The following is a 25,447-nucleotide window of genomic DNA, read 5'->3' as shown; positions in this document are numbered from 1 at the left end:
ATGAAACTGGGGCGCAATGGGTTCGCGCTGCCAATGACGATTATCGCGATCGCGGGACTTACACTCCTGCTGGTGGGGCTTATCACCGTGCTCAGCCTGGAGCGCAAAACCGCACGATCCTATTCCGATACCACGCGGGCTGAATTTGCTGTGGAAAGTGGATTGGCGGTAGCCATCGCCAGCCTCACGGAAATCGCCTTGCGGGATGATTCCGTCGTTTTCCGTCTGGAAGACCCGGTGGAAGCGGAAGTCGAGACAACGGACCGGCCGCTCGGCTATCGCGAACAATTTTTCACCTACGGGGCTATCTTCGAGCAAGATAATGCTGATCCGACCACGGGCGTCTGGCGCGGCATTCCGCTCTTCAGTGGTGCTGCGGAAACTGAACTTGGCTCAACCGATATCGAAGCCGATAAACTGACAGCAGATCTGACACTCTACGTGGACGATGCGGTAACGCTCAGTACCGTTTCAGAACATGATCAGAATATCCCCCGCGCCCAATGGGTGGAGGTGCCATCCGACGATGAGGATGGCTATACCTTCCGATACGCATATTGGGTGGAGGATTTGTCCGGCCGCTTGCCGGGGAAAACCGTCGGTGAGGAAAGTCCCCGAGCCGAGGGTCTATCGACCGCTGAGTTGGATATCGCAACGATTCTTGACCCTTCCTCGGAGACCGGAGGCATGCCTGCCACGATGGACGGGAAACGGAATAACATGCAGACTTCCGCCACACTGCGGCAAATCCTTAGCGAGGATGAGGCAAAGACAATAGAGCCTTACATCCACTACTACGATGTGCCTGAAATTCAGATTCCTAAGCGCACTGTTCCGCAAGGATTCGGCTACCAAAGTGCGGGAGAAATCGGAGAGGATCTCAATACTTTTATCACAGATAAGGACGTGGACGGTCTTGCTGAATACATCTCGGCTGAAATCCCTGATTTCGAGAGCCGCAAGGGAGGTTTTCCCGCAACCGAGGATTATGTGAAAACCCTGGCTGCCTCCATCATCGACTACGCGGATACAGATAGTGATGCCACTACCGGAACTGGATATCGTGGGATCGATTCCTATCCTTTCGTGAACGAACTTTTCGACCGTTACGAGTGGGTGACCAGCCCTGCAAATACAGTGTCCATCGAGGTGGATACATATATAGAGCTTTGGAATCCGTCCGATAAAGCGATCACCGGCTCCATCAAGTTCACAAATATCAACAAGCGGAAAATTCTGATCGGTGGAAATGGCGAAAAGGACTTCACCACCGCCAACTTCGGGCCGACGAGTGTAAGTATTCCGGCAAATGGCTTCCGGGTGCTGCATTTGGGACCTGAGACCTATAATTTCCCTACAGATCTGGAGCCTTCCGATACGATAGAATTTAATGCGGACGATTCGGATAGCTCGTTCGAAATGTATTGGAACGACGTACTCGTGGATAAGCCTCGGGGTGGAGTGGAGCGTACATCCGGCCTACTCCGCGCAGGGTTGTCCAACAGGAAGTGGAAGGGGAATGGTTCCCCGTCGTTGGACCACAGTATCGGCCAGTATGGAGACCCGCGAGCCTCCTATTATATCAACGATTTCTTTTACCGTACGGACTACGCGGATAATAGCAGCTGGGGGGGGCGGGCCATCAAACCCAGTATCAGTAAAGCGGCCACCTATCGTGAGGTGCGGCTGGAAGAGTGGCCGGACAAGGGTTCCAACTCAACCATAGGTGTGGCACCGGGTACCGATGCCCGTGTGCCGACAGAAACACAAATTGTACTGAAATCTTCCGGAGCCGCCATCACCGGTAAAACTTTCCCGGTGAACCAGCCGGAACTTGCACCCGGGCGTATCTCGAATTCCGGCGAGTTCGAATCCCTGGGAGAACTGGGGAATATTTTTGACCCGGCGCAGTGGCTTGATGTTGAGGAGGCCACATTCAGCTCCAGTGACAAAGTTGGCGGGGCCATAACTCTGGCGATTGGACGTCCTGAATACGCTGCCTTTGATCAGCAGGGAAAGCGCGCGGCACAGTTGCTTGATCTCTTTTCACTGGATCAAACAGGCAAAACGGTATCTCTCCCGATAAATATTAACACTGCCCCACGGGAGGTTCTCCGCTCCCTGATGGCGGGAATTACGTTTGACGAGGATCCGGTGGCCACAGAGGTAAAGTTGGAGAAAAGCGCCGATGATCCAGAGATCGGAGATATCTTCGCGGATACAGTGATCGCATGGCGGAATGCATTCCCGCTACGTGGGATTTCCGATCTCAACCTGATACGTGAGGATCCGACAGATTCCCGCGACTACGAGGCGATAACCAACCAGCCCTTCTTCGGAAGCTCCGAAACCTTCGCCGATGAACCGGCTATCGAAGAGCGTGCCGATACTGCTGCGAACTATGACCAGACTGACTACAAGGAATGGAACGATGCCGGGAGAGAGGAGCTTTTCCGTAAAGTCATGGAAATGGTTTCATTCCGATCCAACCTATTCCGGATCGTTGTAACGGGTGAGGTCGTGAATTCCTCGGGAAAAACGATCTCGCGGTCCAAGAGGGAGTTTCACTACGGAATATTTCCTGAAAGAGATGCTTCGGGTGTCATCGTCGAAGGGGGCTCTCCTTCCATTATCAAATATTATGAAAAGACTTATTAGCATACTGTTTCTGGCTGTCAGCCAGTTCAGCACAGCCATCGCACAGGATGAGGTGGGTTTTATGAATTTCGTGAACCTGGTTCCGGGAGACAAGGTTTGCGAAATCAGGATCGAATCCAAGAATCCCGCCGGGGATGGATTGAAATCGGCTAGCTACACGGGTTGGTTTCTTTTTCCTGTGGGCCCGTGCGCGCTTTCTCTGAAAGTGGAAGGGCTGGAGGAAGTAAAAGGATCGCTGAATATAGAAGAAGGGGCAGGGCTGCTCTACGCAATCTATCTGGAACCCGACCCGAAGCCTGCAAAGGACGATAAACCTGCGCCGCCACTTTTGAAAATCAGGAGTTTCCCCGCCTTCGAGGCCGAGGGGCGAGCACTTCGCTTTGCATCCGTTTGTGCGGAAGACAACCGCTTCCAGCTAGGTCCCCAGGCAGTCGATGTGGAACGCTTCCAGGTGATGGAGATTCCGACTTGGTCGGGAGCTGGATTCCCTCTCAAGAAAAACGGAAAGGCTGTCAGGAAAATCCCTTCCGTGCAGGAGCAAGAGCCTTATTATCTCTTGGCCGGATCAGATCTGGAGGGGAATTGCACAGCCGCTCTTGTTTTCGCCGGTAAGCCGGGAATCCCGCCTTGGCGTCAGAAAAAGAAAGAGGAGACCGCAGAAAAAAAACCATGAAATCATTCACGCGTATTTCCACCCTTTTCCTGTGGGCACATTGTGCCATGGCAGGGAACCTGAACGTTATCAATCTGACTTCCGAGGCGCCTCTCGAGCTGATTTTATCCACGGATAGTGGCGATAAAAAACTCTCAGTAGGGCAAGGTTCCGCCACGGGATCATTCAAGCTCAACGAAGGATCGGTGACGTTGAAGCCATCTGGAGACGATCTTCCTGAATTGGAGATTCCCTCATCTGAGGAAAATCAGTTGGCAATATTTTTCACTGCTTCCGATTCAACGGAATGGAAATTGATACCTAGCCGCCCAAAAATTGATAAGTGGGCCTTCCATGTGGTGAATCTAACTGGTCAGGTTGCTGAATTCTCCCATGACGGAGAAGATCTTACGGTAGAAGCCGGTGAAGAACTTGAGCTGAAAATTTCCAGCCCGAAAGGCCTGAAGATCACCCTTCCCGATGGAAAGCCACAATCTCCCGATTTCCGTGAACCTCGCACCGTCGTTGCGTTTCTACACATAGTGGACGAGGAAACAGTCATCACGTTTGTTTCGGATCTTTAGATTACGTGCCATATCGGTAGGTTCATAATTTTCAGAAACATTCGTCCGGTGGGGTGCAGGAATATCCCCTGCACCGTTGTCTCACGAAAAAATGGACAACTTGCTCTCTTTGCAAGATAGTCGCCTCCGAACCAGCACTTCAGCACCTCGCCCTCGGCTAAATTTATGCCACGGCGGTTCCATTTTTTCTCCATGCTTACCCTAGCCCTCACCGGTGGTATCGCCACAGGCAAGACCACGACCACACGCCACTTTCAGGAATTCATCCCGGACATCGTCATCTTTGATTGCGATGCATCCGTAGCAGCTCTTTTGGAAACCCAAGAGGTGATTGATGAACTCGCCGAAACATTCGGAAAGAAGATCCTCGATAAGGAAACGGGGAAGATCGATCGTGAAAAGCTCCGCAAGGAGGTCTTCGGGAAGGAGAAAAAGCGCAAGCAGCTGGAGGGGGTTCTGCACCCCCGTGTAAGGCAGGAATGTCTTGCCCGGAAAGAAAAAGCAGATAATGAAGGGGCGCGGTGCTTCCTAGCAGATGTCCCGCTTCTTTTTGAAAACGGCTTCGATTTTGGCCAAACACAGACGATTACCGTCTCCACATCCCGCGCCACGCAAGTCGCAAGACTCAAGGAACGCAACAACTGGGATGATGCCCTTATCGAATCCATCCTCGCCGCCCAGCTGCCACTGGAAGAAAAATCCGCCCGTGCGGACATAGTCTTCTGGAACGACGGAATGCCCGACGTTCTCTGCGATCAGGTGAAGCGGTTTTGTAAAACTTTCCCGAAAATCTCCATGCCAGACCAAGCAGAAGCAGCCCTCGAAACCGAAGAGGCCACTCCAGTCGCCGCCGTAGCTCCTCCAGAAAAGGAAGCGCCCGCGCCATATCCGGTGCCCCAGGACATCGATCTCAACGAATTCCGGATCAAGCCGCTCTCCGAGCTTCAGGAAATTGCCGCCGATCTACCGGTGAAAATCCAAGGAGGCATTACCAAGACGCAGCTGGTTTATGAAATCATCTGCTTCTACGTCATCAATGGCACGAACGTCACCTGCGAGGGCGTCATCGAGTTTGGCAAAGAGCACTTTGCGATGATCCGTGATCCCCACCGTTCATTCCGCCAATCACAGGACGATATCCATATCGGTGGTCCAGTTTTGCAAAACGCCGCACTCCGCAACGGACAACTTCTCAAGGTGAGAGTCCGCAAGCCTGTGCAGCGCGACAAATATCTCACTACCGAGGAAATTCTAGAAATCGAAGGCGTGCCAGCTGCGGATTGGAAAGAGCCGGTCGATTTCGACAAGCTCACTCCGATGTTCCCGGACAGCCGAATCCATCTCGAAGGCGAAGGCACCGAGTATCTTGGCGTGCGCGTTATCGACCTCATCGCGCCACTCGGGAAAGGTCAACGCGGCCTCATCGTCGCCCCTCCACGTGGCGGTAAAACCATCCTGCTCAAGCAGATCGCGAAATCCATCAAGGCGAACAATCCGAAGGTGGAGCTCGTCATCCTTCTTCTCGATGAGCGTCCGGAAGAGGTCACCGACTTCGAGGAGACCGTCAACGTTCCGGTATTTTCCTCCACGTTCGATGAAACTCCGAAACGCCACGCACAAGTGGCGGATCTCGTGATCGCTCGCGCCCAGCGTATGGTCGAGCAAGGGATCGATGTTGTCTTGCTACTCGATTCCCTCACCCGGCTCGCCCGCGGCCATAACTCCGCCATGCAAGGTGGTCCGATCGGCTCCGGAGGTGTTTCTCCTGCGGCTTTGGCAAAATCCCGCAAGTTTTTCGGAACCGCCCGCAATATCGAAAACGGCGGCTCCCTCACCATCCTCGCAACAGCTCTGGTGGAAACGGAATCACGTCTCGATGATGTGGTCTTCGAGGAATTCAAGGGCACCGGTAATATGGAAGTCCGCCTCGATCGCGAGCTCGCCGAGCGCCGCGTCTACCCGGCCATCCACATCCCGGAATCGGGCACACGAAATGATGATCGGCTCTACCATCCGGACGAGTTCAAAAAGGTCATCGATGTCCGCAAACAACTCGCGGCGCTCCCGATCGGCGACGCTCTCGTCATGCTTTTGGAAAACCTCAAGCCGACGAAGACCAATACAGAATTCCTCCTGCGCGGCCTGAGATAACACGGGCTGAGGGCAGCTAATATGTTCGGTGCCGGGCCGGATTAAGTATCAAAAATCTTCAGAATCATGCCTGACTACCAAGCGATCCTTGAGGAAATCCACGCGAAAGTGGTAGCCGAACGGCCGGAAGGGCGCGTAGCCAGCTATATTCCGGGGCTGGCAAAAATTCATCCGGATCTTTTCGGGATGCATTTGCTTACCGCGGAGGGTGAAGAATTTTCCGTGGGAGACAGCGACGAAACTTTCTCCATCCAGAGTATTACCAAGGTCTTGCTGATCAGTATGGTCCTCTCCACACAAGGGCGGAAAATCTGGAGCCGGGTGGGCGTGGAGCCGTCCGGTGATCCCTTCAATTCACTTGTCCAACTGGAGCACGAGCGAGGCATCCCTAGAAACCCGTTCATAAATTCCGGGGCGCTCGTGGTCTGTGATTTCCTGATGAGCCTTTACGATGATCCTCTTTCGGAATTCCTGAATTTCGTCCGCCGCATCTCCGGCGTGCCCGATATTAGTTTTGACCGCTTTGTGGCGAAGTCCGAGCGGAAAGTCGCTTACCGAAATCTGGCGATGCTGAACTTCATGAAAGACTTCGGCAATATTCACAATGACATCATTGCCGTCATCGATTTCTACTGTGCCGTGTGTTCCATCCGTATGAGTTGCGGAGAGCTGGCGCGGACTTTCGCGTTGTTTATGAACCACGGGAAGCTTGGAAACGGAGAGCAAATCCTTTCCGTCCGCCGCGCGAAACGTATCAATGCCCTTATGCTCACCTGCGGATTCTACGATGAATCCGGCGAGTTCGCCTTTCGTGTGGGCTTGCCCGGGAAAAGTGGAGTTGGCGGTGGAATTGCTGCAGTCAATCCCGGGAAATACTCGGTAGCCGTCTGGAGCCCGCCACTCAATGAGAAGGGAAACTCCGCGGCAGGCTGCCTTGCGTTGGAGTTGCTCACGGATATCACGGGCACTTCGATTTTCTGAAGAATGGCCGGAATTCCGGCAGTGGATCCTGAATTTGGTTTTAATAGAGCTGATGACTCTTTGACGCTCGCGTTCACGGTAGGTCCCAATGACGCCAGTTAGGAACTGGGAATGCGGGCTAGAGCCCCCCAATGTATTCAAAATGAAAGAGGGCGACTTGTTTGCACTTTTTTGCGCTCTGGAATACAAGGAACCATTGGAGGTAATTTGTTAGCTGATGGCTTAGCGATCCTGCACCGCTGCGGCGGTTCTTGCTGCAGGATCGTTCGTTCCATCCGGATGTTCTGTGGGGAGCTGGACCATTGTTCAGATAAAACACCGGACACTTTGGGAAAATTCCGGAATTGGCACTATTCAGCTACTGTTGAGTATTGAAAATCCTTGCATTTTCGCTCTTTCCCCGCTTCATTGCCCGCCCACTAGGACGGGCTGGCGATGAACGCTAGCTCTATCCCCTACAAACATGAGCGTAAAAACAGAACAAGCAGCAATCGTCCTCAAAGATTTTCAACTCCACGAGGGAGACACCGGCAGCGCCACTTACCAAGTAGCACTCCTCACACAACGGATCCTCGATCTCACTGAGCATCTCAAGGCACACAAAAAGGATTTCTCCTCACGCCGTGGCCTTCTGAAACTAGTTTCCCAACGCCGCAAGCACCTCGACTACGTCAAGGGCAAGAGCGAGGAGAACTACCAGAAACTCATCGGAGACCTCGGACTCCGCCGCTAATCGGAAAGATTTTGCAAAAAGCAGCCACGGGAGATTCTCTCGTGGCTGTCTTGCAGAAAGGGTGTGCGTTTTTTGATGAAAGGCAACTCCTCGGGAAATTTCCCGGAAACCTATTGATAGCCAAGGTGGCACACGGCTGCCTGGCTCTGACGTTAGAAAGAAAATACAAACAAAATGAATATCCAATCCACTACGATCGATGTGGGACCTAGCCCAATCACGATCGAAACTGGCAAACTTGCCAAACTTGCAGACGGTGCAGTTACCGTCCGCTGCGGGGAAACCATCATCCTCGTCACCGCTGTTTCCCAAACCAAAGTGCGCCCGGGTCAAACTTGGTTCCCGCTTTCCGTTGAATACAAAGAAAAAGCCACTGCAGCTGGTGTCTTCCCAGGCGGCTACTTCAAGCGCGAAGGTCGCCCGACCGAGAAAGAAATTCTCACCTGCCGTATGACGGACCGCCCTTTGCGTCCGCTTTTCCCGAAAGGCTACCTCTACGAAACACAAATCGTAGCAATCCTCCTCAGTGCGGATGGAATCAATGATTCCGACGTTCTCTCCATGAACGGCGCATCCGCCGCTCTTGCTCTTTCCGATATCCCATTCGCAGGCCCAATCGGTGCAGTGCGCGTAGGCCGCGTGGATGGCGAATTCCTCATCAACCCGACCCACGATCAACGTGAGGAAAGCGATCTCGATCTCATCTATGTTGGTAACAAAACCGACGTGATCATGATCGAAGGACAGGCTCATGAGCTTCCAGAGGAAGAATTCATCAAGGCACTCCATTTCGCCCAGGAAGCAGTAACCAAAATTGTAGAAGCTCAGGAGGAACTCGTCGCACGTTGCGGCAAGGCGAAGCGTGAATACGAACTCACCCTCGCCAAAGAAAACCTTCTCGAAATCGCCTACGAAATCGCAGGTGACCGTATTGAAGCAGCGATCTACGCACCTTCCAAAACCGAGCGTTCCAAGAAAGTCGGCGCACTCCGTGACGAAGTGGAAGCAGCCATCAAGGAGCGCGCTCCTGATGCAACTGACTTCGACGTAGAGCAGGCGTTCGAATACCTTCAGAAAAAGGCATTCCGTATCTCCATCATGGAGAAAGGTATCCGTGCAGACGGCCGCCAGATCGGCGATCTCCGTGCCCTTTACGGTGAAGTCGGCACTCTTCCACGCGTTCATGGCTCCGCCATTTTCTCACGTGGTGAGACACAAGCACTCGGCATAGCCACACTCGCCCCTGCTGATGAGAAGCAACACTTCGACAACTACGCAGGTGGTGTTGATGAGAAACGCTTCATCCTCCACTACAACTTCCCTCCATTCTCCGTAGGTGAATGTGGACGTATGGGTGGCATCAACCGCCGCGAAATCGGTCACGGTTCCCTCGCGGAGCGCTCCATTGAGCCAGTGATCCCTTCCGAAGAGGATTTCCCATACGCAATGCGTGTTTCCTCCGAGGTTATGGAATCCAACGGTTCCACATCGATGGCCTCCGTCTGTGCAGGCACCATGGCTCTCCTTGACGCCGGTGTCCCACTTATCCGCCCTGTTGGTGGTATCTCTGTTGGCCTCGTCACAGAGTCCAACGAAGACGGCTCCATGGGCTCCTACAAAATGCTCTTGGACATCATCGGTTCCGAGGATTTCTACGGCGATATGGACTTCAAACTTTGCGGCACCAGCGAGGGTGTTACCGGCTACCAGCTTGACCTCAAGCTTCCGGGCCTCCCACTCGCGATGCTCGAAGAAGCGATCAAAATCGCCAAAGACGGCCGCAGCAAGATCATCGACAAGATGGCTGAAAGCATCACCGACCCGAAAGAGCTCAGTGCACACGCACCGCGCATCGTTTCCGTGAAAATCCCACAAGATCGTATCGGCGAACTCATTGGACCTGGCGGTAAGAACATCAAAGCCATCCAGGCGGAGTCCGGCGCAGAGCTGAACATCGAGGACGACGGCACCGTGCACATCTATGCATCCAAGCAAGAAGGCCTCGAGCGCGCCAAGTCGATGATCGACCGCATGTTCCAGGAAATCGAAGTTGGCACGACCTACACAGGCCGCGTTGTCTCCGTAACAGCCTTCGGTGCATTCATGGAAGTTCTTCCTGGCAAGGACGGTCTCGTTCACATCTCCGAGCTGGCCGAAGGCCGCGTGGAGAAAGTGGAGGACGTCGTCAAAAAAGGCGAGATGCTCACTGCCAAATGCCTTGGCGTTGACGAGAAAGGCCGCGTGAAAATGTCACGCCGTGCTTGGCTCCGCGACGAAAAAGCAAAAGACGCGGAAGCAAACGGACCGGTCGAAGAGACCACCACACCACTCGTCTAATCTAGAAAAGGAGCTCTAGGGCTCCTTTTCCCAAAGACTCACAAAGCCGGCGCTCCGAAAGGGGTTCCGGCTTTTTTGTTACTCCAGCTATTCCGGAGCCGCCTTCTCCAATACAGGCAGAGCTAGAATTGCTTCAAACTGCTCGCTTTCCGGTGCTGGATGAATGGCGACCCGGATCTTCTTTCCGGGTTGCAGGCTCTCAGGTGGGAAAACCCTTGAAAATTTTTCTCTGAAAGTGATTTCGGACTGATTACGACCAGACCCACCATTCCGGTCTCTTGCCAACCCACTTGAGTAAGTGTCACCTTCAGCAAAGATTAGAACCACCCAGTTCTGGTCGTTACCGATACTGCGCTGTAGCACTTCATATTTCTTCATGGGCACCTGGCATCTGAGCTCAAAAGAAAGCTCCTTCCATCCTTTTCCTTTGGTGTTCTTATAAGAATTGTATCGGGGCTTATGGATATTAATTCCGCTGATGGAAATAGTTCCGAATTTGTGAGCATTTCCTGCTTTTTCGAAATCGATGGCTGTTCCGGTGGAGTTCACGGTTCCCTCAAAGACCTCAATTCCCGAGTGCGAATTCTGGGGGTAGTCTCTTGTTCGCTCGATTTGGAATTGAATCTTCGCGAACGCCGAGTTGAGCGGTAGGCGGACACCGTAAGTGGATTTCTTCCCGATTCGTTCCGTTTCCATCGCAGTCACGTTACCCCATTCGTCTGTAGCTAGGTTTCGGTCTGCTCCAAAATATAACGGGCCTTCAGGTAGGCCTTCTGCAACGGGTCCTTTGTAGGAAATGTCCAGATCGAATGTGGCGAATGGGTGCTCGCCTACGTCGCTGGGAAGTCTCCGCAGACTATTGATTGTAAAAGTTAAGTCACTGAACGTTTGAACGAAGGGCAGCGAGACAGCTTTCAACGGTTCTGGAGTCTTAACATAGTCGGGATTCGGCATCGAAAATTCCGAAATGCTTCCGTTTTTATCGATCATCCTAAATTCGAGGATTTCCTTATTTCGCTGCCAGCAATCCAAGTAGATGAAATATCTATCGGGCCAGTCCTCCCATGGCATTCCAGGTCCTCCCATATCAATCCAACCGGTGTCGGGATCATTATACTGGAAGAGGACATCCAGTGCGCATTTATCCATAGCCGCCAGGATGCTTTCCAGATTGGAATCGTCCGGCTTGTAAATGCGGTAAGCTTGTTTTTGCCTTGGAGCGATCCGCTCGTCCAGAACGACACTCCGGCTCGGTAAGCGATAAGACGGAATTTTTATCAGGTCGGAATACTCATTCTGTAGACGGATTTCCATGAGGAGATCTTGTGGTGAGTTAGAACTAACCCGGAGGAAACGTGTCTCGTTCTCTCGGTTTTCCTCCTCGAATTTTAACCCTCCATACATACCGCCCGAACTTCCAGAGGTAGATGAAAACTGAAAGATAGATGGTTTTGCTGCGGATGGGTCTCCAAATACCATTGGCTCCGATGAGATGGAGAATATTTCTAGTTTCCCTCCACTGGCAGTTTCAAAGATTTCCTGAGGTTCAGGAGTAGGCCCGAATGGCTTCTCTTTATTCCTTGGGAGGAATATTGCGAGAGCTCCTATGACTAAAAAGATAGCAATCGAGATCGATAAAACATACGAACTATTTGAGTTTTTCATTAGGGTTTATCCATAATGATCAAATCGAAAATAAATCAGCAAGCGTGTTTATTTTTCTATACCTAGCCCGTTTACTGGCTATGGCTCACGGCTTGATTGTAACGGTATCGCCTACTTTGGTCATTGCGAAGAGGGTTTTTGCGGAGGACATGGGTATACGGATACAACCGTGGGAGGCCGGGTAGCCCGGGACGTTTCCGTAGTGGAAGCCGAAGTCGCTGCAGCTCAGGCGCTGGAAGTAGGGCATGGATGAGCCGTAGATGGTGGAGTTGTGGTGGCGGTGTTTGTCTGTGATGACGAACTCTCCCTGGCGGGTGCGGTAGCCGGATTTCCCGGAGGAGACCCGGGTGGTGAATATTTCATCTCCATTCCCATTAAATACGCGCGCCCGTTGCTCGCTGAGGGAGAGGACGATGTGCCGCTGGACGTTGTGTGGGTCCTGGCCGAGCAAGAGGCGCATCATGGGAACATCGCTACGGCGGGAAGCAAAATTGATAGGCCAGGTGTAATTGACGCGGGTGTAGGTGTTCTTCTTTGCTCCGGCGTCGAGGAGGTAACGTGCGGTGGCGAGGTTGCCGGTATTGGCGGCGAGCATGATCGGGGTGATGTTCCTATCGCGTGATAAATACCATTTCATGTCCTTGGAGCGCACGTGACGGAGGAAGGAGGAGCGGACGGGTGTAACGATCGGGGCATTGGGATCGGCCCCGGCGGCGAGGAGCTCGCGGACGGCTTCCGCATTTCCGGTGACAATGGCGAGGTGGAGTGGGCGTTGGTTACCCGGGGTGTTGATGTCAGGTTTCGCGCCATTGCGCAGGAGTAGGGCGGCCAGGCGGTCGTTGCCATTTTTCAAGGCAGCGGATAGCGGGGTGTCCAGGTAAGGAACCAAGGTAAAATCGGGATCGGCACCATGATCCAGCAAGTAGCTGGTGGTGAGTCTATCATTCCTGCTAGCAGCGTAGAAAATGGATTTTCCGGAGCTGTGGCCATAGTCGAGAAAGAGCTTCAGCCAGGTGATGTTTTTCTCCATGGTGGCTGTCTCGGTGATTGTCAGTCCATGGGGCCCGGGTTTGATGGCACGGGCTCCTTTGTTGAGCAGCATGCGGGCGAGCGGGAGGTTGTTCTTATTGTAGGCGAGCCAGAGGGCTGGCTCCCACTCGGGGCTGCTAAGGGTTTCACCCGGGCGGAGGACGGCGCGGAGGGTGGCGGGATCTCCGGTGGCGATCGCTGCCTCCAATGGCGTGACTCCGTGGGGTGTGGTCGGGAGCCTGACGGGGTCTGCCCCGATTTTCATGAGGAGGGGGATGATTTCCGTATCTCGCGCGGCGATGGCTTCCTCAAGCAATGTGAGACCGTCGGTTGACGGGAGGTTGGGATCGGCCCCGGCGGAGGCGAGAGTAGGAAGTATATCCGACCAGCCGTTTCTCACGGCAAGGCTGAGCACGCCCCTGCCTTGTGTATCCGTGCCGCCCGGGTCCGCACCGTAATTGATAAGTTGGCGGACGAGATCACTGTGCCCGGCGTTGATGGCTATGTGGAGGAGCGGATTTCCATCATCGTCGGTGAGATGTGGGTCTGCTCCTTTTGCGAACATCATTTGCACCTCTTCGGTTTTGCCGTTGCGGATCGCCCACGGGAGTATTTTTTCTGCGTTGGGCATTCTCGCATCTGCCTTGGCTCCCGCGGAGATGAGTTCACGGGCGAGTTCGGTTTGGCCATTCTGGAGAGCCACGCCAAGGATGCCGATGTTATCGGGGCTTTTCGCGTTGGGGTTCGCCTTTGCCTCCAGCAGCATGGTGGCGATTTCAGGAAATCCTTGTTGTATGGCTATGCGCAGAGGTGTGTGACCTTTCGCATCGCGCTGCTCTGTGTGGACGTGTAGATCGAGCAGCCAGCGGACATGCTGGGGTTCATTAAGCGATACGGATTCCACGAGGGCGCGGCCGCTAGGCTGGATGCCGTCCTTCGAGAGGGCGCGAAGGCTTTTTTTCTCCGGGGAGTCGCACGAGGAAACCGCCAGGACACCGCAGATCAGCAGAATTCGCCAACAGAGTCGGATGATGGGGGCGGTCCGGCACATGGGAGAGAGAGGTATAGTTTTTTTTAGAAAAATCAAGTGAGTAAGAACGCTCTTTGGGATCAGCCAAGACCTGCTAATAATTTCCGCAGATGAAACTGATAAAACTTTTGGCAAACCTCGGCTATGGGTCGAGGAAAGACGCGGATAAGCTGATCCGCAGTGGCGTGGTGACGGATGTGGAAGGGAATGCCTTGAAATCCAAGGATTTCCCGGGCCTGGAAAATATCCGGGTATTGGGTGAGGAGCTGGATCCGGTGGGCCCGCTGGTAATCGTGATGAACAAGCCGGACGGATTCACATGCAGCCGGGAGGATCCGGGCGAGACGGTATACGAGCTTTTGCCACATAGATTTTCAAAAAGAAATCCAGGGATCAATCCTGTGGGGCGGCTGGACAAGGATACAACCGGGATGCTGCTGCTGACGGATGATGGAAAGTTTCTCCACCAGGTGATTCACCCAAAATCCGGATGTAGGAAGGTATACCACGTGGTGTTGGATCGGCCTTTGTCCGGGGAAGAAGGGGAAATATTCGGCTCGGGTGAGCTGGTGCTGGAGAGCGAAACAAAGCCGCTGTTACCGGCGGAATTCGAGGCTCTCGGCGAGAAGGAGGCTTTGATAACCCTGCACGAAGGGAGGTATCATCAGGTCCGGCGGATGTTCGCCGCAGTTGGAAATCACGTATTGGAGCTTGAGCGGATTTCCATCGGCGGGCTGAAATTACCCGAGGATCTGGAGGTGGGGGACTGGCGTTTTGTGACGGCGGAAGAACAGGCAGCCATCTTCGGCCCTTTGCCGGAAATTTCGGGGCATTGACCCTTGGATTTGTTGGCATAGAGTAGGAACGCACTCTCGAATATCAACTAACTAGACACATGACCCCTATTAAAACCGGCGATAAAGCGCCTGACTTCACTCTCGTAACCAAGACTGCCGAAGGTCCCCAATTGGTAAAACTATCCGATTATATCGGGAAAACAAACATCGTGCTGCTCTTCGTGCCGATGGCTTTCACCAGCGTATGCACAGCAGAGCTTTGCGAAATCTCCTCGGGCATTTCCGATTACGATGGCCTCGAAGCGAAAGTATTCGGCATTTCCGGAGACAGTCCCTTCGCGCAGGAAATCTGGGCACAAAAGGAGGGGATTTCCATCCCTCTCCTCAGTGATTACGAGCATGATGTGGCCAAGGCATACGGCGTGGCCTATGATCAGTTCCTTCCAGACGCAAATCTGATCATGGGTGGTGTTGCCAAGCGCTCTGCGGTCGTTATCGACAAAGAAGGAGTCGTCCGCTTCGTGGACGTAAAGGAACATCCGAGGGATTTGCCTGATTTCGACGGCGTGAAGGCAGCGTTGGGCTCACTTTCTTAGAAATTAAGAATAGTTTATCATTTACATTTTTATAAAAAATGTCAATTTACCCACGTCCTCCGCGAGAGCCGGAGTGATTGAGTCTTCCGGGGGGAAAGCTCAATCACACTGAGACAGCGGGGTAACTGTAAGGCGCGAATCTGGTAACGGATTCGCGCCTTCGCTATTTCCGGGATAGGGATTTTGCAAAAAAATCGGATTACAAAGATGTGGGTTAAAATTCATTTTTTTGTTCCAGTGAACATCTTTTTCCTTGCTGAAGCTCGTTGGCTCGCACAGCGTTTATCCATGGCAAGCAAATCATCGGACACAGCGGCGGACAAAGCACTTGAAGCCCGCAAACGGAATCTCGACCTAGCAATTTCACAGATTCACAAGGAATTTGGTGAATCGGCGATCATGCGTATGGGTGATGAGCACCGTGTGGACGTGGATGTGATTCCTACAGGCAATCTACTGATCGACCGTGCGCTCGGAGTGGGAGGTTTCCCACGTGGACGTATCGTGGAGGTCTACGGTCCGGAGTCATCCGGTAAGACAACTCTTACCCTGACAGCAATCGCCCAGGCACAGAAGCGTGGCGGATTAGCCGCATTCATCGATGTAGAGCACGCGCTTGATCCGCAATATGCGCGTATGCTTGGTGTGAACCTGGACGATCTCTTGGTTTCCCAGCCATCTTCCGGCGAAGAGGCCCTGCAAATCTGCGAAGCACTTGTCCGGTCAAATGCCATCGACGTGGTAGTGCTCGATTCCGTGGCGGCCCTCGTAACAAAACAGGAGCTGGACGGGGAAATCGGTGATTCCACCGTAGGTGCCCAAGCGCGGTTGATGAGTGCTGCGATGCGTAAGCTTACCTCATTCATTTCCAAGGCTAAAACCGTCTGTATCTTTACCAACCAGATCCGCGAAAAAATTGGTGTCATGTTCGGTAGCCCGGAAACAACTCCAGGTGGTCGTGCGCTGAAATTCTTCTCATCCGTGCGGATCGATATCCGTCGTCTTGGGCAGATCAAGGCATCCGACGGCACAGTTATTGGCGCCCGGACCAAGATCAAGGTGGTGAAAAACAAGGTGGCACCTCCGTTTACCGAGGCGGAATTCGACATCATGTATAACGAAGGAATTTCCTCTACAGGCTCACTGCTGGATTTGGCGCTGGAGCTGGAAATCATCCAGAAACGCGGTTCGTGGTTCTCCTACGATGGAGCGCAGCTGGCGCAGGGCCGTGATGCGGCCAAGGATGCACTGAAAGCCGATCCTGCTCTCTACGAGGAAGTGGAGACCAAGGTGAAAGCGGGAATGGAAGAAGCCAAAGAGAAGAAGAAGCGCTAATAAATCAACGATCCCGAGGAATTGGGAATTTTTTGAAAGTAGGGAAGAGTGGAAAGCTGCTCTTCCCTCTTTTGGTCTTAAGAGATCGACTTCCGGAGGAAGGCTTCTGTCACTTCGAGAAAATTCCTTTCCAAAGAGGTGATTCCGCCTGCATTTCTAAGTCCGGATAATGAATTTCGGGTGGAGTGCCGCCCCAGAGCGGATGGTCAGCGGCTAAGATATTTTTTCCGGAAACAAGTACATGGCCGTTTTCATCGATTGGCAACGAGAAGACTGAATTATCCAGGCGAAGGGCGACTGCTTTTCCTTCAAAGGGGATCGGATCAAAGCGATCAGTTCCGGGAATAACTTTGGTTATAGTAGCTTTGCTCTCAATAGATCGGTGACGGCCTTTGGGTTGGGCTTTGTCGGGGCGATTCGCATGACTTTTCCAGTGAGGAAATTGAGGAGCTTTTCGTTACCCGCTTTGACGGCCTCCACTTCCGCGGGGTTTTCCGCGATGGCTGCGTCGACGAGGGCTTCCAGGTCACCGGCTGATGTGGGTTTGAAGCCTTTTTGATCGACGATTTTTTCGACTTCCTGATCAGGGTTTTCGAAGAGTTCAGCGAGGATCTCGGTGGCTTGGCCTGTGGAGAGGGTATCGCTGGAGGTGAGTTGGGCTACCTGTTTGAATTTCTCCTCGGAGATTGGTGAGGTTTCGATGGTGAAACCGGCTTGGTTGAGGGAGCCGAGGTAGGTGTTGAGAATGAAGTTGGCGAGCTTCTGAGGCTTCGGGGAGCTGGCGGCGAGTTCTTCGAAAAGATCGGCTGTGGCTTTACTTGCCGAGAGCTCGGCTGCCGAATTTTTGTTGAGTTTGAAATCGGTCTCGAAGCGGGAAATTTTATCGAGTCGTGGTTCGGGGACGAGCGGTTTGACCTTCTCAAGGAGCGGCGCGGTGGCGATGGGGAGGAGATCCGGGCAGGGGAAGTAGCGGTAGTCGTGCGCGTCTTCCTTGGTTCGCATCATCTGGGTTTCTCCCAGTTCGTCGTTCCACCGGCGGGTGGATTGGATCTGGGGGATTCCGGCATCGAGTTCCTCTGTCTGGCGGGCTATCTCGTAGTGGATGGAGCGACGGATAGCGGAGAAGGAGTTGAGGTTCTTCAATTCTACTTTTTCGCCGAGTGGATCGGATTCGTTTTTACGTAGGGAGATGTTTACGTCGCAGCGCAGGTTGCCTTTCTCGAGATCGGCATCGGATGTATTACACTCATGTAGAATGAGTTGGAGAGAGCGCAGGTAGGCGAAGGCTTCCTCTGCGGATTCCAGATCCGGCTCGGTGACGATCTCCATGAGAGGGGTGCCGGCGCGATTGAAATCGATGAGGGAGGTGGTTGCAAGGTGGGTGGATTTCGCGACGTCCTCCTCAAGGTGGATGCGGTTGAGGCGGACGATTTTGTCGGGATTTTTGATCTTTTTCCGGGCGTCCGTGGGGTAGCAGTCCTCGAAGAGTGGAACTCCGCCGCCGAGGCAGAGAGGGAAGTCCATCTGGGTGGTCTGGTAGTTTTTCGGCATGTCCGGGTAGAAGTAGTTCTTCCGATCCCAGCGTGAGAATTCGGGAGATCCGCAGCCGAGGGCGAGTCCGGTTAGCAGTGTTTTCTCGATGGCGCGCTGGTTGAGTGTTGGGAGGGCGCCGGGATAGCCGAGGCAGACTGGGCAAGTGTTCGTGTTTGGATCGTCACCGAATGAGGTGCGGCAGGCGCAGAACATTTTGGTGTCGGTGTTTACCTGGGCGTGGACTTCTAGGCCGATGGTTACGAGGTAGGACATGGGAGAGTGGGAAGTGCCGAGTGATCAGTGGGAAGTGGAATGCTTGGGATGTGTCATCCTAGGTTTTCGATGCGGAAGACGACCGGCTGTGAGTTTACGCAATCGAGTGATTCGATTTCCGCGAGTGCGGTGGTCAGTTTACCGAAGGTGGTGGAATGGAGAAGGAAGACCATATCCACGAAGTCGGCATCCGGGTTGGAGGAATCGACTGGTGAATGTGTGCCTGAGATGCCGATTTTGTGGTTCGCGAGGATGGTGGCGATCTGTGAAACGACGCCGATTTTATCGGTGACATCAAAGCGAACGTAGTAGGCGGTGGAGGTTTCCTCGATGGGAACGAGTGTGCCGCTTTCCCGGTAAGGGAGGAATCCGCGGTGGCGGGAGGTGTGTGTGAATGCACGGGCGGCTTCCACGAGGTCTGCCACAACAGAGGAGGCGGTGGGGCCTTGGCCGGCGCCGCGGCCATAGAAGAGTGATTCACCGGCTGCGTCCGCGTTGACGGAGACTGCATTGAAGACTCCGTTGACGGAGGCTAGGATGTGGTTCTTGGAAATGAAGGATGGCTGGACGCGGATTTCCACGGCGCCGTTGTCTTGCTCGCGGACGATGGCGAGAAGTTTTATGACGTAGCCGAGGGATTTCGCGAAATTGATATCGGTTGGACGGACTTGCTCGATGCCGGTGACGTAGACTTCCGCGGGATCGATAGGAAAGCCGTAGGCGAGTGATGCGAGGAGGATGGCTTTGTGGGCGGCGTCCCAGCCGTTGACGTCGAGTGCCGGATCCGCTTCCGCGTAGCCGAGGTCCTGGGCCTCTTGGAGCGCGGTGGTGTAATCGATTCCGCGCAAGGTCATTTGCTCGAGAATGTAGTTCGAGGTGCCGTTGATGATGCCGGTGAATGAGTGAATCTGGTTCCCGACGAAGGAGTCCTGGACTGTTTTTACGATGGGGATCCCGCCTGCGATGGCGGCTTCGAAAAAGATTGGGGTCTCCATTTTCCGGGAAATGGCAAAGAGCTCTACGCCACGCTCCGCGAGGAGTGCTTTGTTTCCGGTGACGACGGGTTTCTTCGCAAGAAGGGCTGCTGCGACGATTTCGAAGGCGTCCGTGGTGCCGCCGATGAGTTCGACGACGATATCGACGGCCGGGTCCTGGACGAGTTCGTGCCAGGAGGTGGTGAGGATTTCAGGAGGGACGGCGGATTTGGTGGCGCGGGTCTTTTTAAGATCCCGGACGAGGATTTTACTGATGCCGAGGGAGACGTCTTTGCCGGTGCGGTCTGAGATAAGTTCGCCGTTTTTCTCGATGGTGTTCCATACGCCGGAGCCGACGGTGCCGAAGCCCGCCAAGCCGATTCCTAATTTTTTACATTCGCTCACGCGAGCAGGCTAGGCGGCAGGCCTGAAATCTCAAACTTCAAAATCGAAATCTTCCCTTCCCGTATTGGCATAAAAAGGGACACGCCCTGCCGGAGGATTTATGAGACACTCAAAAGCTTGGCGAGCCCTTCGCCCGCATAACTGGGCGGAGGGCTCGTGGGACGCCTCGGATAAATTTACCGGGGTATCTGTGAGCCATCAAAACTCCATAGGGAGTCCCTCTTGGATCCCAAGCAAAATCGACAGGGTCACGAAGAACAAGTTCAAGCCCTCCGCGGCCCCTGTCCTCAAGAAACTTTGGTTGGAAATGTCGCCAAGTGAGGTTTTTTCGCGTTAATCATATTAATGATTTGGCGCGCCATCAGGTGACAATGCGCACCGGTGCGGGCGGTGACTAGATCGCCGTCGATTACTAGATCCTGATCGGTATAAATTGCGCCCATATTGATCGCATCGGCGTGCAAATTGTTATGAACCACAATTGGACGATCTTTCACCAACGAAGGCACTGGAGCCACCAGCCACATGCCGTGACAGATAATTCCTTTGATTATATTTTCGTTGGCGAAGGCGCGCACGAGAAACTCGGTAGCGGGCGGCAATTTGGCGACATCGTCCGTGTAACGCAGCCGATCGGACACAATTCCCGAAGGAACGATGATGGCATCGTATGAAGCCAGTTCCTCATCACTCATGTCCTCGAAGCTTTTTTCAGGTATATTGAGGGGCACATGCCACTCGTGACCTTGAAATTGAATGAAGGTCTGGCCCCACATCCGGGTAAGAAAATCGAGTTGGATATTCTCTTCCTGGAAGCGGTGTTGGTAATACCAGATTTCAGGTTCGTAGTAGTCGCTCTCGATTAGAACGCCGATTTTTTTACTAGAGCTCATATGGTCTGTTTTGAGGGTGTTTAAAAGTTGTGCTGAGCCAGGCCGAAAGCCATGGGATTCCGGCCTGACTTGAGAACACTTCAATCGATTTGCGCTTGAGCGGTATCCGATTGAGCTACAGCAGTTTCAATCAGTTCAGCTATATCGTTGTAGCCGTGTGAGCGTGCAAACTGCGCAGGCGTTTCGCCTTGATGATTTTCCTGATCGAGGGGAACGCCGTACTCCAACAGGGCTTTGACGCATTCGATATGGCCATGCCAGCAAGAATCATGGAGCGCTGTGTAACCATTGTAAGGCCCTTGCGCGGTTAGGTCGACGGTTGGCGACATTTCCAGAAGCACTTTCAGCGCCTCGGGTTGGCCGGCATAGCAGGCTTTGTGAGCCGGTGTAGCAGCCATCAGGTAATCGTTGATAGTTTCTTTCGCGCCTGCGGTAATCAATTCGCGAACGATGTCGGCATAGCCCATGAAGCAGGCCACCAACAACGGTGTCTGGCCATCGTTACCAGAGCCGACAACAGGTGTTTTTTCATTCACATCAACGCCCGCTGCGATGAGCTTTTTCACTTCATCCAGATCGCCAGCACCAACTGCTGCCATTAATTTCTGTGAAGCGATGATTTGCTCGTCCTGAGCTTTTTTATCCAAACACAATTGCAGGATGTCCCGTCCCCAAGCTTCATCGGAAGGAGTGGTGAATCCGGCTGTCCAGACAGGTTCCGTACCCAGGAAATCGAATACAGTTTGCTGGTGATGGCCAACAATATTGACTGATGCGCCGCGCGAGAGCAGGAATTTTACCATGCCGGTCCGCTTGGCCCACACAGCATCAATGAGCGGTGTGTGACCGGTAGCTGCCGATTGAAGGTTTATGAAAGCACCCCGATTAAGCAGCAACTCGGCTACATCTACGCACCCACTCTGAGCGGCCTTGTGGAGCGGCGAAGCACCCAGCGAGCTATCGACGGTATGCAAATCGGCACCTGCATCAAGCAACTGTTCGACGATGCCGGGTAAACCCAGAGCACATGCAACCATGAGTGGAGTCATGTTGCTGCCAATCCGCTCGTTGGTATCCACACCCTGCTCAATGAGCGAAGCGACTTCCATATAGCTGTTTGCGCGAATGGCTTCGTAGAGCCAAAGAGTCAAAGAATCGTTAATCATATATTTTTTTGTTAAAAACTGAAATTGCAGCCTTAAAAGCGTAAATCGAGTGCGCTATCCTGGTCTGGGATAGCGCCCAACTCTGGTGGGGATTCCGCTAAAAAACGAAAGGATCAGGAGCTAATAAACTCCCGATCCTTGCTTACCTTAGCGACAAAGCGCGTAGAGTTTATCGACGTCCTTGCCGGTATTTTTGTAATGCTCGAGCGCGATTTCCAACAACGTGAACCCGTCGTCGTAACCAACAGGCACTGGATTTTCCATGCTTTCGAGGTAGACCAATCCGCCAAGGCTGACGAAATAAGTCATCATCGGAACTTTGGCATCCGCGTCAACGACGAGGGTGTGTGCTTCACCCGGCGGCTCCCACAAAAAGGAACCGGTATTGGCGACCCAATCGTGTTCGAGATAGCGCCAGCTTCCTTGAATTGTAAAACCGTAAACACCTGCTGGATGGTAGTGAGGATTAAGTTGGGAACCCGGTTGCACGCGCAGGATGTTCGAAAACCCTGGCTGAGAGCGATTTCCAAACCAAAGTGGAATGAAATCGACACCTGGAATGTAAGGGATCCAGTTGTCTTCATCCGCCATGAACTCAGGTGTGACATCGACTGTATAATCGTGGAAGACCCGTTTATCGGAAGGAATCAGGTCTGTGTATGATTTGAATCTGCTAATTGGCATATTTACTAGTGTTTTAGTTGTTTGTATTAATCGGGCCCGATGTATTCGAGCGAAAGTGCCTATGATCCGGCGAGGGAAAGGGCGAAATATTTATAAGGGATGATCTGAAGGTTTTCGCAGGAACTGCTGACCGGAACTGAACTGGTATATCTACCGACTTCAGTATTTGTATTAGTTTCCTGCTTCATGTTTTTCAATATTATCAAAGCGAAGCAGTGCTGCCTCCATTGCTTCCGGGTCTACCTTCAAGTGGCCGCTGAATGCGAAATTCAGTGCGCCAATAAGAAATAAGACCAGTGATATCAAAATAGCCAAAAGAGCCGTCATTCCCGCCTGAATCGAGAACCGCTCCAAGCCGAAGTAGAACGTAAATACCAGGGTCGCCACGCCACCGATAATCAATACTATCCACATCGCCCCCGGTACTCCGGTGCGGCTGGCAAGTAGGCGCAACTGCCGGCTATCGCTCACATCGGTTATGCGGTCGAGTGTATGATCGAATATCGCTGCATCCCGACTATTGGTAGCATCAGCATCCATTGAATCGCGCCATATTTGGTCAAGAGCGTGTGAAGCTCCGTTATCGCTGGTTCCACGGTTCATTGCCGGCCATTCATCCTCAATCACGCGTGTAGCGTAATCGCGAACTCCTGCGCGGATTTTGGTTGTGACTGGCTCGGAAAAGCCCGGTGCGAAACGGTAAATGTCGATAAGCGCGTTTGCTTCGCGCTCGGCAACAATTTCAGCTTCGCCGAACCGTTCCCATACGACCAAAACGACAAACGCCAGAAGTATGGCGTAGATCGCACCAATCACTGCCAGAATAAATCCGCCAACATCATGGTGCGTGCGCAATCTTTCAGGAGAGACGACACACCGCACCAAGCCTAGGGCCAAAACCGAAGCCGACATTGTGCCGCCGACAACAATGAGTCCCTGTAACCATAAAGGATGTATCATGAAGCAGAACTATTGGAGTTAACGCCCGTTCCAATGGGGAACGGGCGTAAATTCCTGTTTGAATTAAATGGCTGGTGTAACCGGTGCGATACGAACTTTTACTTTCAGATCAGTTTGTATGTGCTCCATGCGCAAGCCGCCCGCGCGTCGGCGCTCCAGCATTTTCTGATGAGACATACCCGAGGATGAAGGCAGTTTAACGGTCAGCGCCTCAGCGTCGAAGTCGGTGTAATCTTCGCCATCAATAGTTACGGATTCGATCTTGATGCTGCCCGGCGGCAACAGGTCAGGAGCAACGCGCAGGATGTCATCCTTGAGCCCACCTATCTTGGGCTTGAAGTGGAAGTCCATAGGCTGCTTCGTGATAAGGAGGTTGGTGTAAACTGCAGCAAGATAGCAGAGTTCGATCGAGTGGTATGCGCCCATCGAGTGGCTGCCTTTGTTCCGCTCGTTGCCGAGCAAATATGGCAATCCGTTGGCGAGAACATTGAAGTAAACACCACCGGTATCGGTATCGAGGAACCAGGCATTATAGAACGCAGCCGATTCCTGGGCCAGTTTTCTATATTCGTCCTTCTCGAGGCAACCGTTCAAAATCAGATAGGCAAGGATTCCCTGCTCCTGCTGCCACCAGGCCTTGCGGTCATGGAAAGCGAGACGATGGAAAGTTTCGCCTTCGCCCAGGTGGCGTTCAGCTACGTCATACCAGCCTCCACGCTGCTTATCCATGCCGACTTCGGGCATGGTATCGGCAAGTTTTGTGGCGAGATCCACATATTTATCTTTGGGGCGCAGGGAGTTCATGCGCATCAAATTCCATGCGATTTTGAGATCGTGACCCGCTACAGCGCGGTCCTGTTGCCATCCCCAGGTTTTATCGGCAGTCCAATCGTCAAAGAATTTTTCCTGCACGAATGGTGATCCATCGGTTGCCGGGAAACGGTTCTCAATGGTGTCGAACGTGTATTCGAGGAAATCAGCAAACTCTTCCCGACCCGTTGCGAGATAAAGGTTAATGAGATAGGCAGGTGCGTGGTCACCAACCGAATTCCAGTTTTTGCGCGCCTGATTGTGGCCCAGTGATTCGTCCTTCGGATCGAACGTGTTGGTCGTAATGTGAGAGTAATATCCACCCAGTTCGCTGGAATCGAAGTAGTATTGGTTGAACAGTTCGATTGTTTTCTCGGCGTCCGACAGAATGCTTGGATCGCCGGTGATGCGGTAGGTTTGGATCGGTCCGGCAAGTGCATAAATTTGCTCGTAGGCAGGGAGGGCACCGTAATCGTCTCCGAACAGCGATCCCAGATGCTCCTTGTTGCCATCAGGGGTTATTTCCAGCGCGTGGAGCCAGTAAACAACGCCTTCTTTGTCACGCTTGGCGATTTTCTCCTGAAGATACTTGGTGCCTTTTTCCGCGGCCTCAAGGAAGCGGTCGTCGCCTGTCAGCAAATAAGCTGATGCAAAACCGTAAACAGTTCGTGAGATGGTGTCGGTCTCCTGGATGCCACTTGGTAATTTGTCGCCGTTAAGGAACAGATTGGTCCGGTATTTCGAGAAGTCGATGGGACCTCCCTCAAACTGTGCATCCAGTTGGAAATTGGCAATTTCACTTGCCTGCTCGATCCACCAGTTGGGTTTTTCGAAGCAGAAGTCCTGGGGTGCCTTGCCTGGGAAAACCAGATGTTTGGCTTCAAATTTATTGTCGCCATCTTCCGGGTAGAAAACGCCGTAGGCGAACATGTAGGTCCCTGGCACCATAAGCGTGTCCAGAGAATCCATGGCGTCCTTGTAGTGCCCGCCGAGGTTGTGCACGAACTCACCGAAGGTGGCCGATGTCACCTTGCCCGAGAATTCCGTGCCTCCCGGTGTTTTGATGGTGAAAGTGCCCAGCTGTGTGTCCGCTACAGTTATGTAGCCAGCGATGGTATCGGAAAATGGCCAGTTGATTTGGTTCATTGATTTATAAGTTGATTAGATTATTTGCTGAGGGAGAAAGATATTGGTCAGGTAT

At 53.0% G+C, this 25,447-nt stretch carries 19 protein-coding genes; 10 read left to right on the top strand and 9 right to left on the bottom strand.

The features are described 5' to 3' along the window. From AAGA79_RS15125 to AAGA79_RS15095, 7 genes are all read left to right on the top strand, one after another. Positions 1-2,658 carry a pilus assembly PilX N-terminal domain-containing protein gene (locus AAGA79_RS15125; protein WP_411826654.1) on the top strand — a complete coding sequence of 886 codons (2,658 nt, stop codon included), beginning with the start codon at positions 1-3 and terminating at the stop codon, positions 2,656-2,658. Beyond that, a complete protein-coding gene (locus AAGA79_RS15120) occupies positions 2,642-3,331 on the top strand; it encodes a hypothetical protein (RefSeq protein ID WP_411826653.1) in 690 nt (229 codons plus the stop codon). Before AAGA79_RS15125 ends, AAGA79_RS15120 begins: the two co-directional genes overlap by 17 nt. Continuing rightward, positions 3,328-3,894: a hypothetical protein gene (locus AAGA79_RS15115; protein WP_411826652.1), complete on the top strand. Its 567-nt coding sequence runs from the start codon at positions 3,328-3,330 to the stop codon at positions 3,892-3,894. Before AAGA79_RS15120 ends, AAGA79_RS15115 begins: the two co-directional genes overlap by 4 nt. A gap of 165 nt (positions 3,895-4,059) precedes the next feature. Next, positions 4,060-6,045, top strand: a complete 1,986-nt coding sequence (gene rho / locus AAGA79_RS15110; protein ID WP_411826651.1) for a transcription termination factor Rho — start codon at positions 4,060-4,062, stop codon at positions 6,043-6,045. 66 nt (positions 6,046-6,111) lie between these two features. Next, positions 6,112-7,026, top strand: a complete 915-nt coding sequence (locus tag AAGA79_RS15105) for a glutaminase (protein ID WP_411826650.1) — start codon at positions 6,112-6,114, stop codon at positions 7,024-7,026. A gap of 463 nt (positions 7,027-7,489) precedes the next feature. Further along, positions 7,490-7,759: a 30S ribosomal protein S15 gene (gene rpsO, locus AAGA79_RS15100; RefSeq protein ID WP_411826649.1), complete on the top strand. Its 270-nt coding sequence runs from the start codon at positions 7,490-7,492 to the stop codon at positions 7,757-7,759. A gap of 174 nt (positions 7,760-7,933) precedes the next feature. Beyond that, positions 7,934-10,096: a polyribonucleotide nucleotidyltransferase gene (locus tag AAGA79_RS15095; protein WP_411826648.1), complete on the top strand. Its 2,163-nt coding sequence runs from the start codon at positions 7,934-7,936 to the stop codon at positions 10,094-10,096. Between the two features lie 87 nt (positions 10,097-10,183). Here AAGA79_RS15095 and AAGA79_RS15090 read toward each other — a convergent pair whose 3' ends face one another. Both AAGA79_RS15090 and AAGA79_RS15085 read right to left on the bottom strand, forming a co-directional pair. Further along, positions 10,184-11,410 (bottom strand): hypothetical protein, encoded by a 1,227-nt coding sequence (locus tag AAGA79_RS15090; RefSeq protein ID WP_411826647.1) that lies wholly within the window; start codon positions 11,408-11,410, stop codon positions 10,184-10,186. 436 nt (positions 11,411-11,846) lie between these two features. Continuing rightward, positions 11,847-13,841 (bottom strand): ankyrin repeat domain-containing protein, encoded by a 1,995-nt coding sequence (locus tag AAGA79_RS15085; RefSeq protein WP_411826646.1) that lies wholly within the window; start codon positions 13,839-13,841, stop codon positions 11,847-11,849. Between the two features lie 89 nt (positions 13,842-13,930). Between AAGA79_RS15085 and AAGA79_RS15080 the strand changes: the two genes are divergently transcribed. The 3 genes from AAGA79_RS15080 to recA all read left to right on the top strand — a co-directional run bounded on the left by AAGA79_RS15080 (position 13,931) and on the right by recA (position 16,548). Continuing rightward, positions 13,931-14,656 (top strand): pseudouridine synthase, encoded by a 726-nt coding sequence (locus tag AAGA79_RS15080; RefSeq protein ID WP_411826645.1) that lies wholly within the window; start codon positions 13,931-13,933, stop codon positions 14,654-14,656. 59 nt (positions 14,657-14,715) lie between these two features. After that, positions 14,716-15,213 (top strand): redoxin domain-containing protein, encoded by a 498-nt coding sequence (locus tag AAGA79_RS15075; RefSeq protein WP_411826644.1) that lies wholly within the window; start codon positions 14,716-14,718, stop codon positions 15,211-15,213. 288 nt (positions 15,214-15,501) lie between these two features. After that, positions 15,502-16,548, top strand: coding sequence for a recombinase RecA (gene recA, locus AAGA79_RS15070; RefSeq protein WP_411826643.1), 1,047 nt, complete (start codon positions 15,502-15,504; stop codon positions 16,546-16,548). Positions 16,549-16,902: 354 nt separating this feature from the next. Here the strand turns inward: recA and gatB are convergent, their stop codons facing one another. From gatB to AAGA79_RS15035, 7 genes are all read right to left on the bottom strand, one after another. Next, positions 16,903-18,354, bottom strand: coding sequence for an Asp-tRNA(Asn)/Glu-tRNA(Gln) amidotransferase subunit GatB (gatB, locus tag AAGA79_RS15065; protein ID WP_411826642.1), 1,452 nt, complete (start codon positions 18,352-18,354; stop codon positions 16,903-16,905). 53 nt (positions 18,355-18,407) lie between these two features. Then, complete coding sequence (locus tag AAGA79_RS15060) at positions 18,408-19,733, bottom strand: homoserine dehydrogenase (RefSeq protein ID WP_411826641.1); 1,326 nt, start codon at positions 19,731-19,733, stop codon at positions 18,408-18,410. A 287-nt stretch (positions 19,734-20,020) separates the two neighbouring features. Continuing rightward, positions 20,021-20,626: a DJ-1/PfpI family protein gene (locus AAGA79_RS15055; protein WP_411826640.1), complete on the bottom strand. Its 606-nt coding sequence runs from the start codon at positions 20,624-20,626 to the stop codon at positions 20,021-20,023. Between the two features lie 80 nt (positions 20,627-20,706). Beyond that, positions 20,707-21,792: an ankyrin repeat domain-containing protein gene (locus AAGA79_RS15050; RefSeq protein ID WP_411826639.1), complete on the bottom strand. Its 1,086-nt coding sequence runs from the start codon at positions 21,790-21,792 to the stop codon at positions 20,707-20,709. Between the two features lie 147 nt (positions 21,793-21,939). After that, entirely contained in the window at positions 21,940-22,476 is a 537-nt protein-coding gene (locus tag AAGA79_RS15045; RefSeq protein WP_411826638.1) for a 2,4'-dihydroxyacetophenone dioxygenase family protein, read from the bottom strand. 171 nt (positions 22,477-22,647) lie between these two features. Next, on the bottom strand, positions 22,648-23,436 hold the full coding sequence (locus AAGA79_RS15040) for a hypothetical protein (RefSeq protein ID WP_411826637.1): 789 nt from the start codon (positions 23,434-23,436) through the stop codon (positions 22,648-22,650). Positions 23,437-23,499: 63 nt separating this feature from the next. Continuing rightward, a complete protein-coding gene (locus AAGA79_RS15035) occupies positions 23,500-25,392 on the bottom strand; it encodes an AGE family epimerase/isomerase (protein ID WP_411826636.1) in 1,893 nt (630 codons plus the stop codon). Between the last annotated feature and the right edge of the window lie 55 nt (positions 25,393-25,447).

It is taken from the genome of Luteolibacter sp. AS25 (assembly GCF_046736275.1).
In the GTDB taxonomy this organism is placed as follows: domain Bacteria; phylum Verrucomicrobiota; class Verrucomicrobiia; order Verrucomicrobiales; family Akkermansiaceae; genus Luteolibacter.
This window is presented reverse-complemented; position numbering and strand designations above follow the sequence as displayed.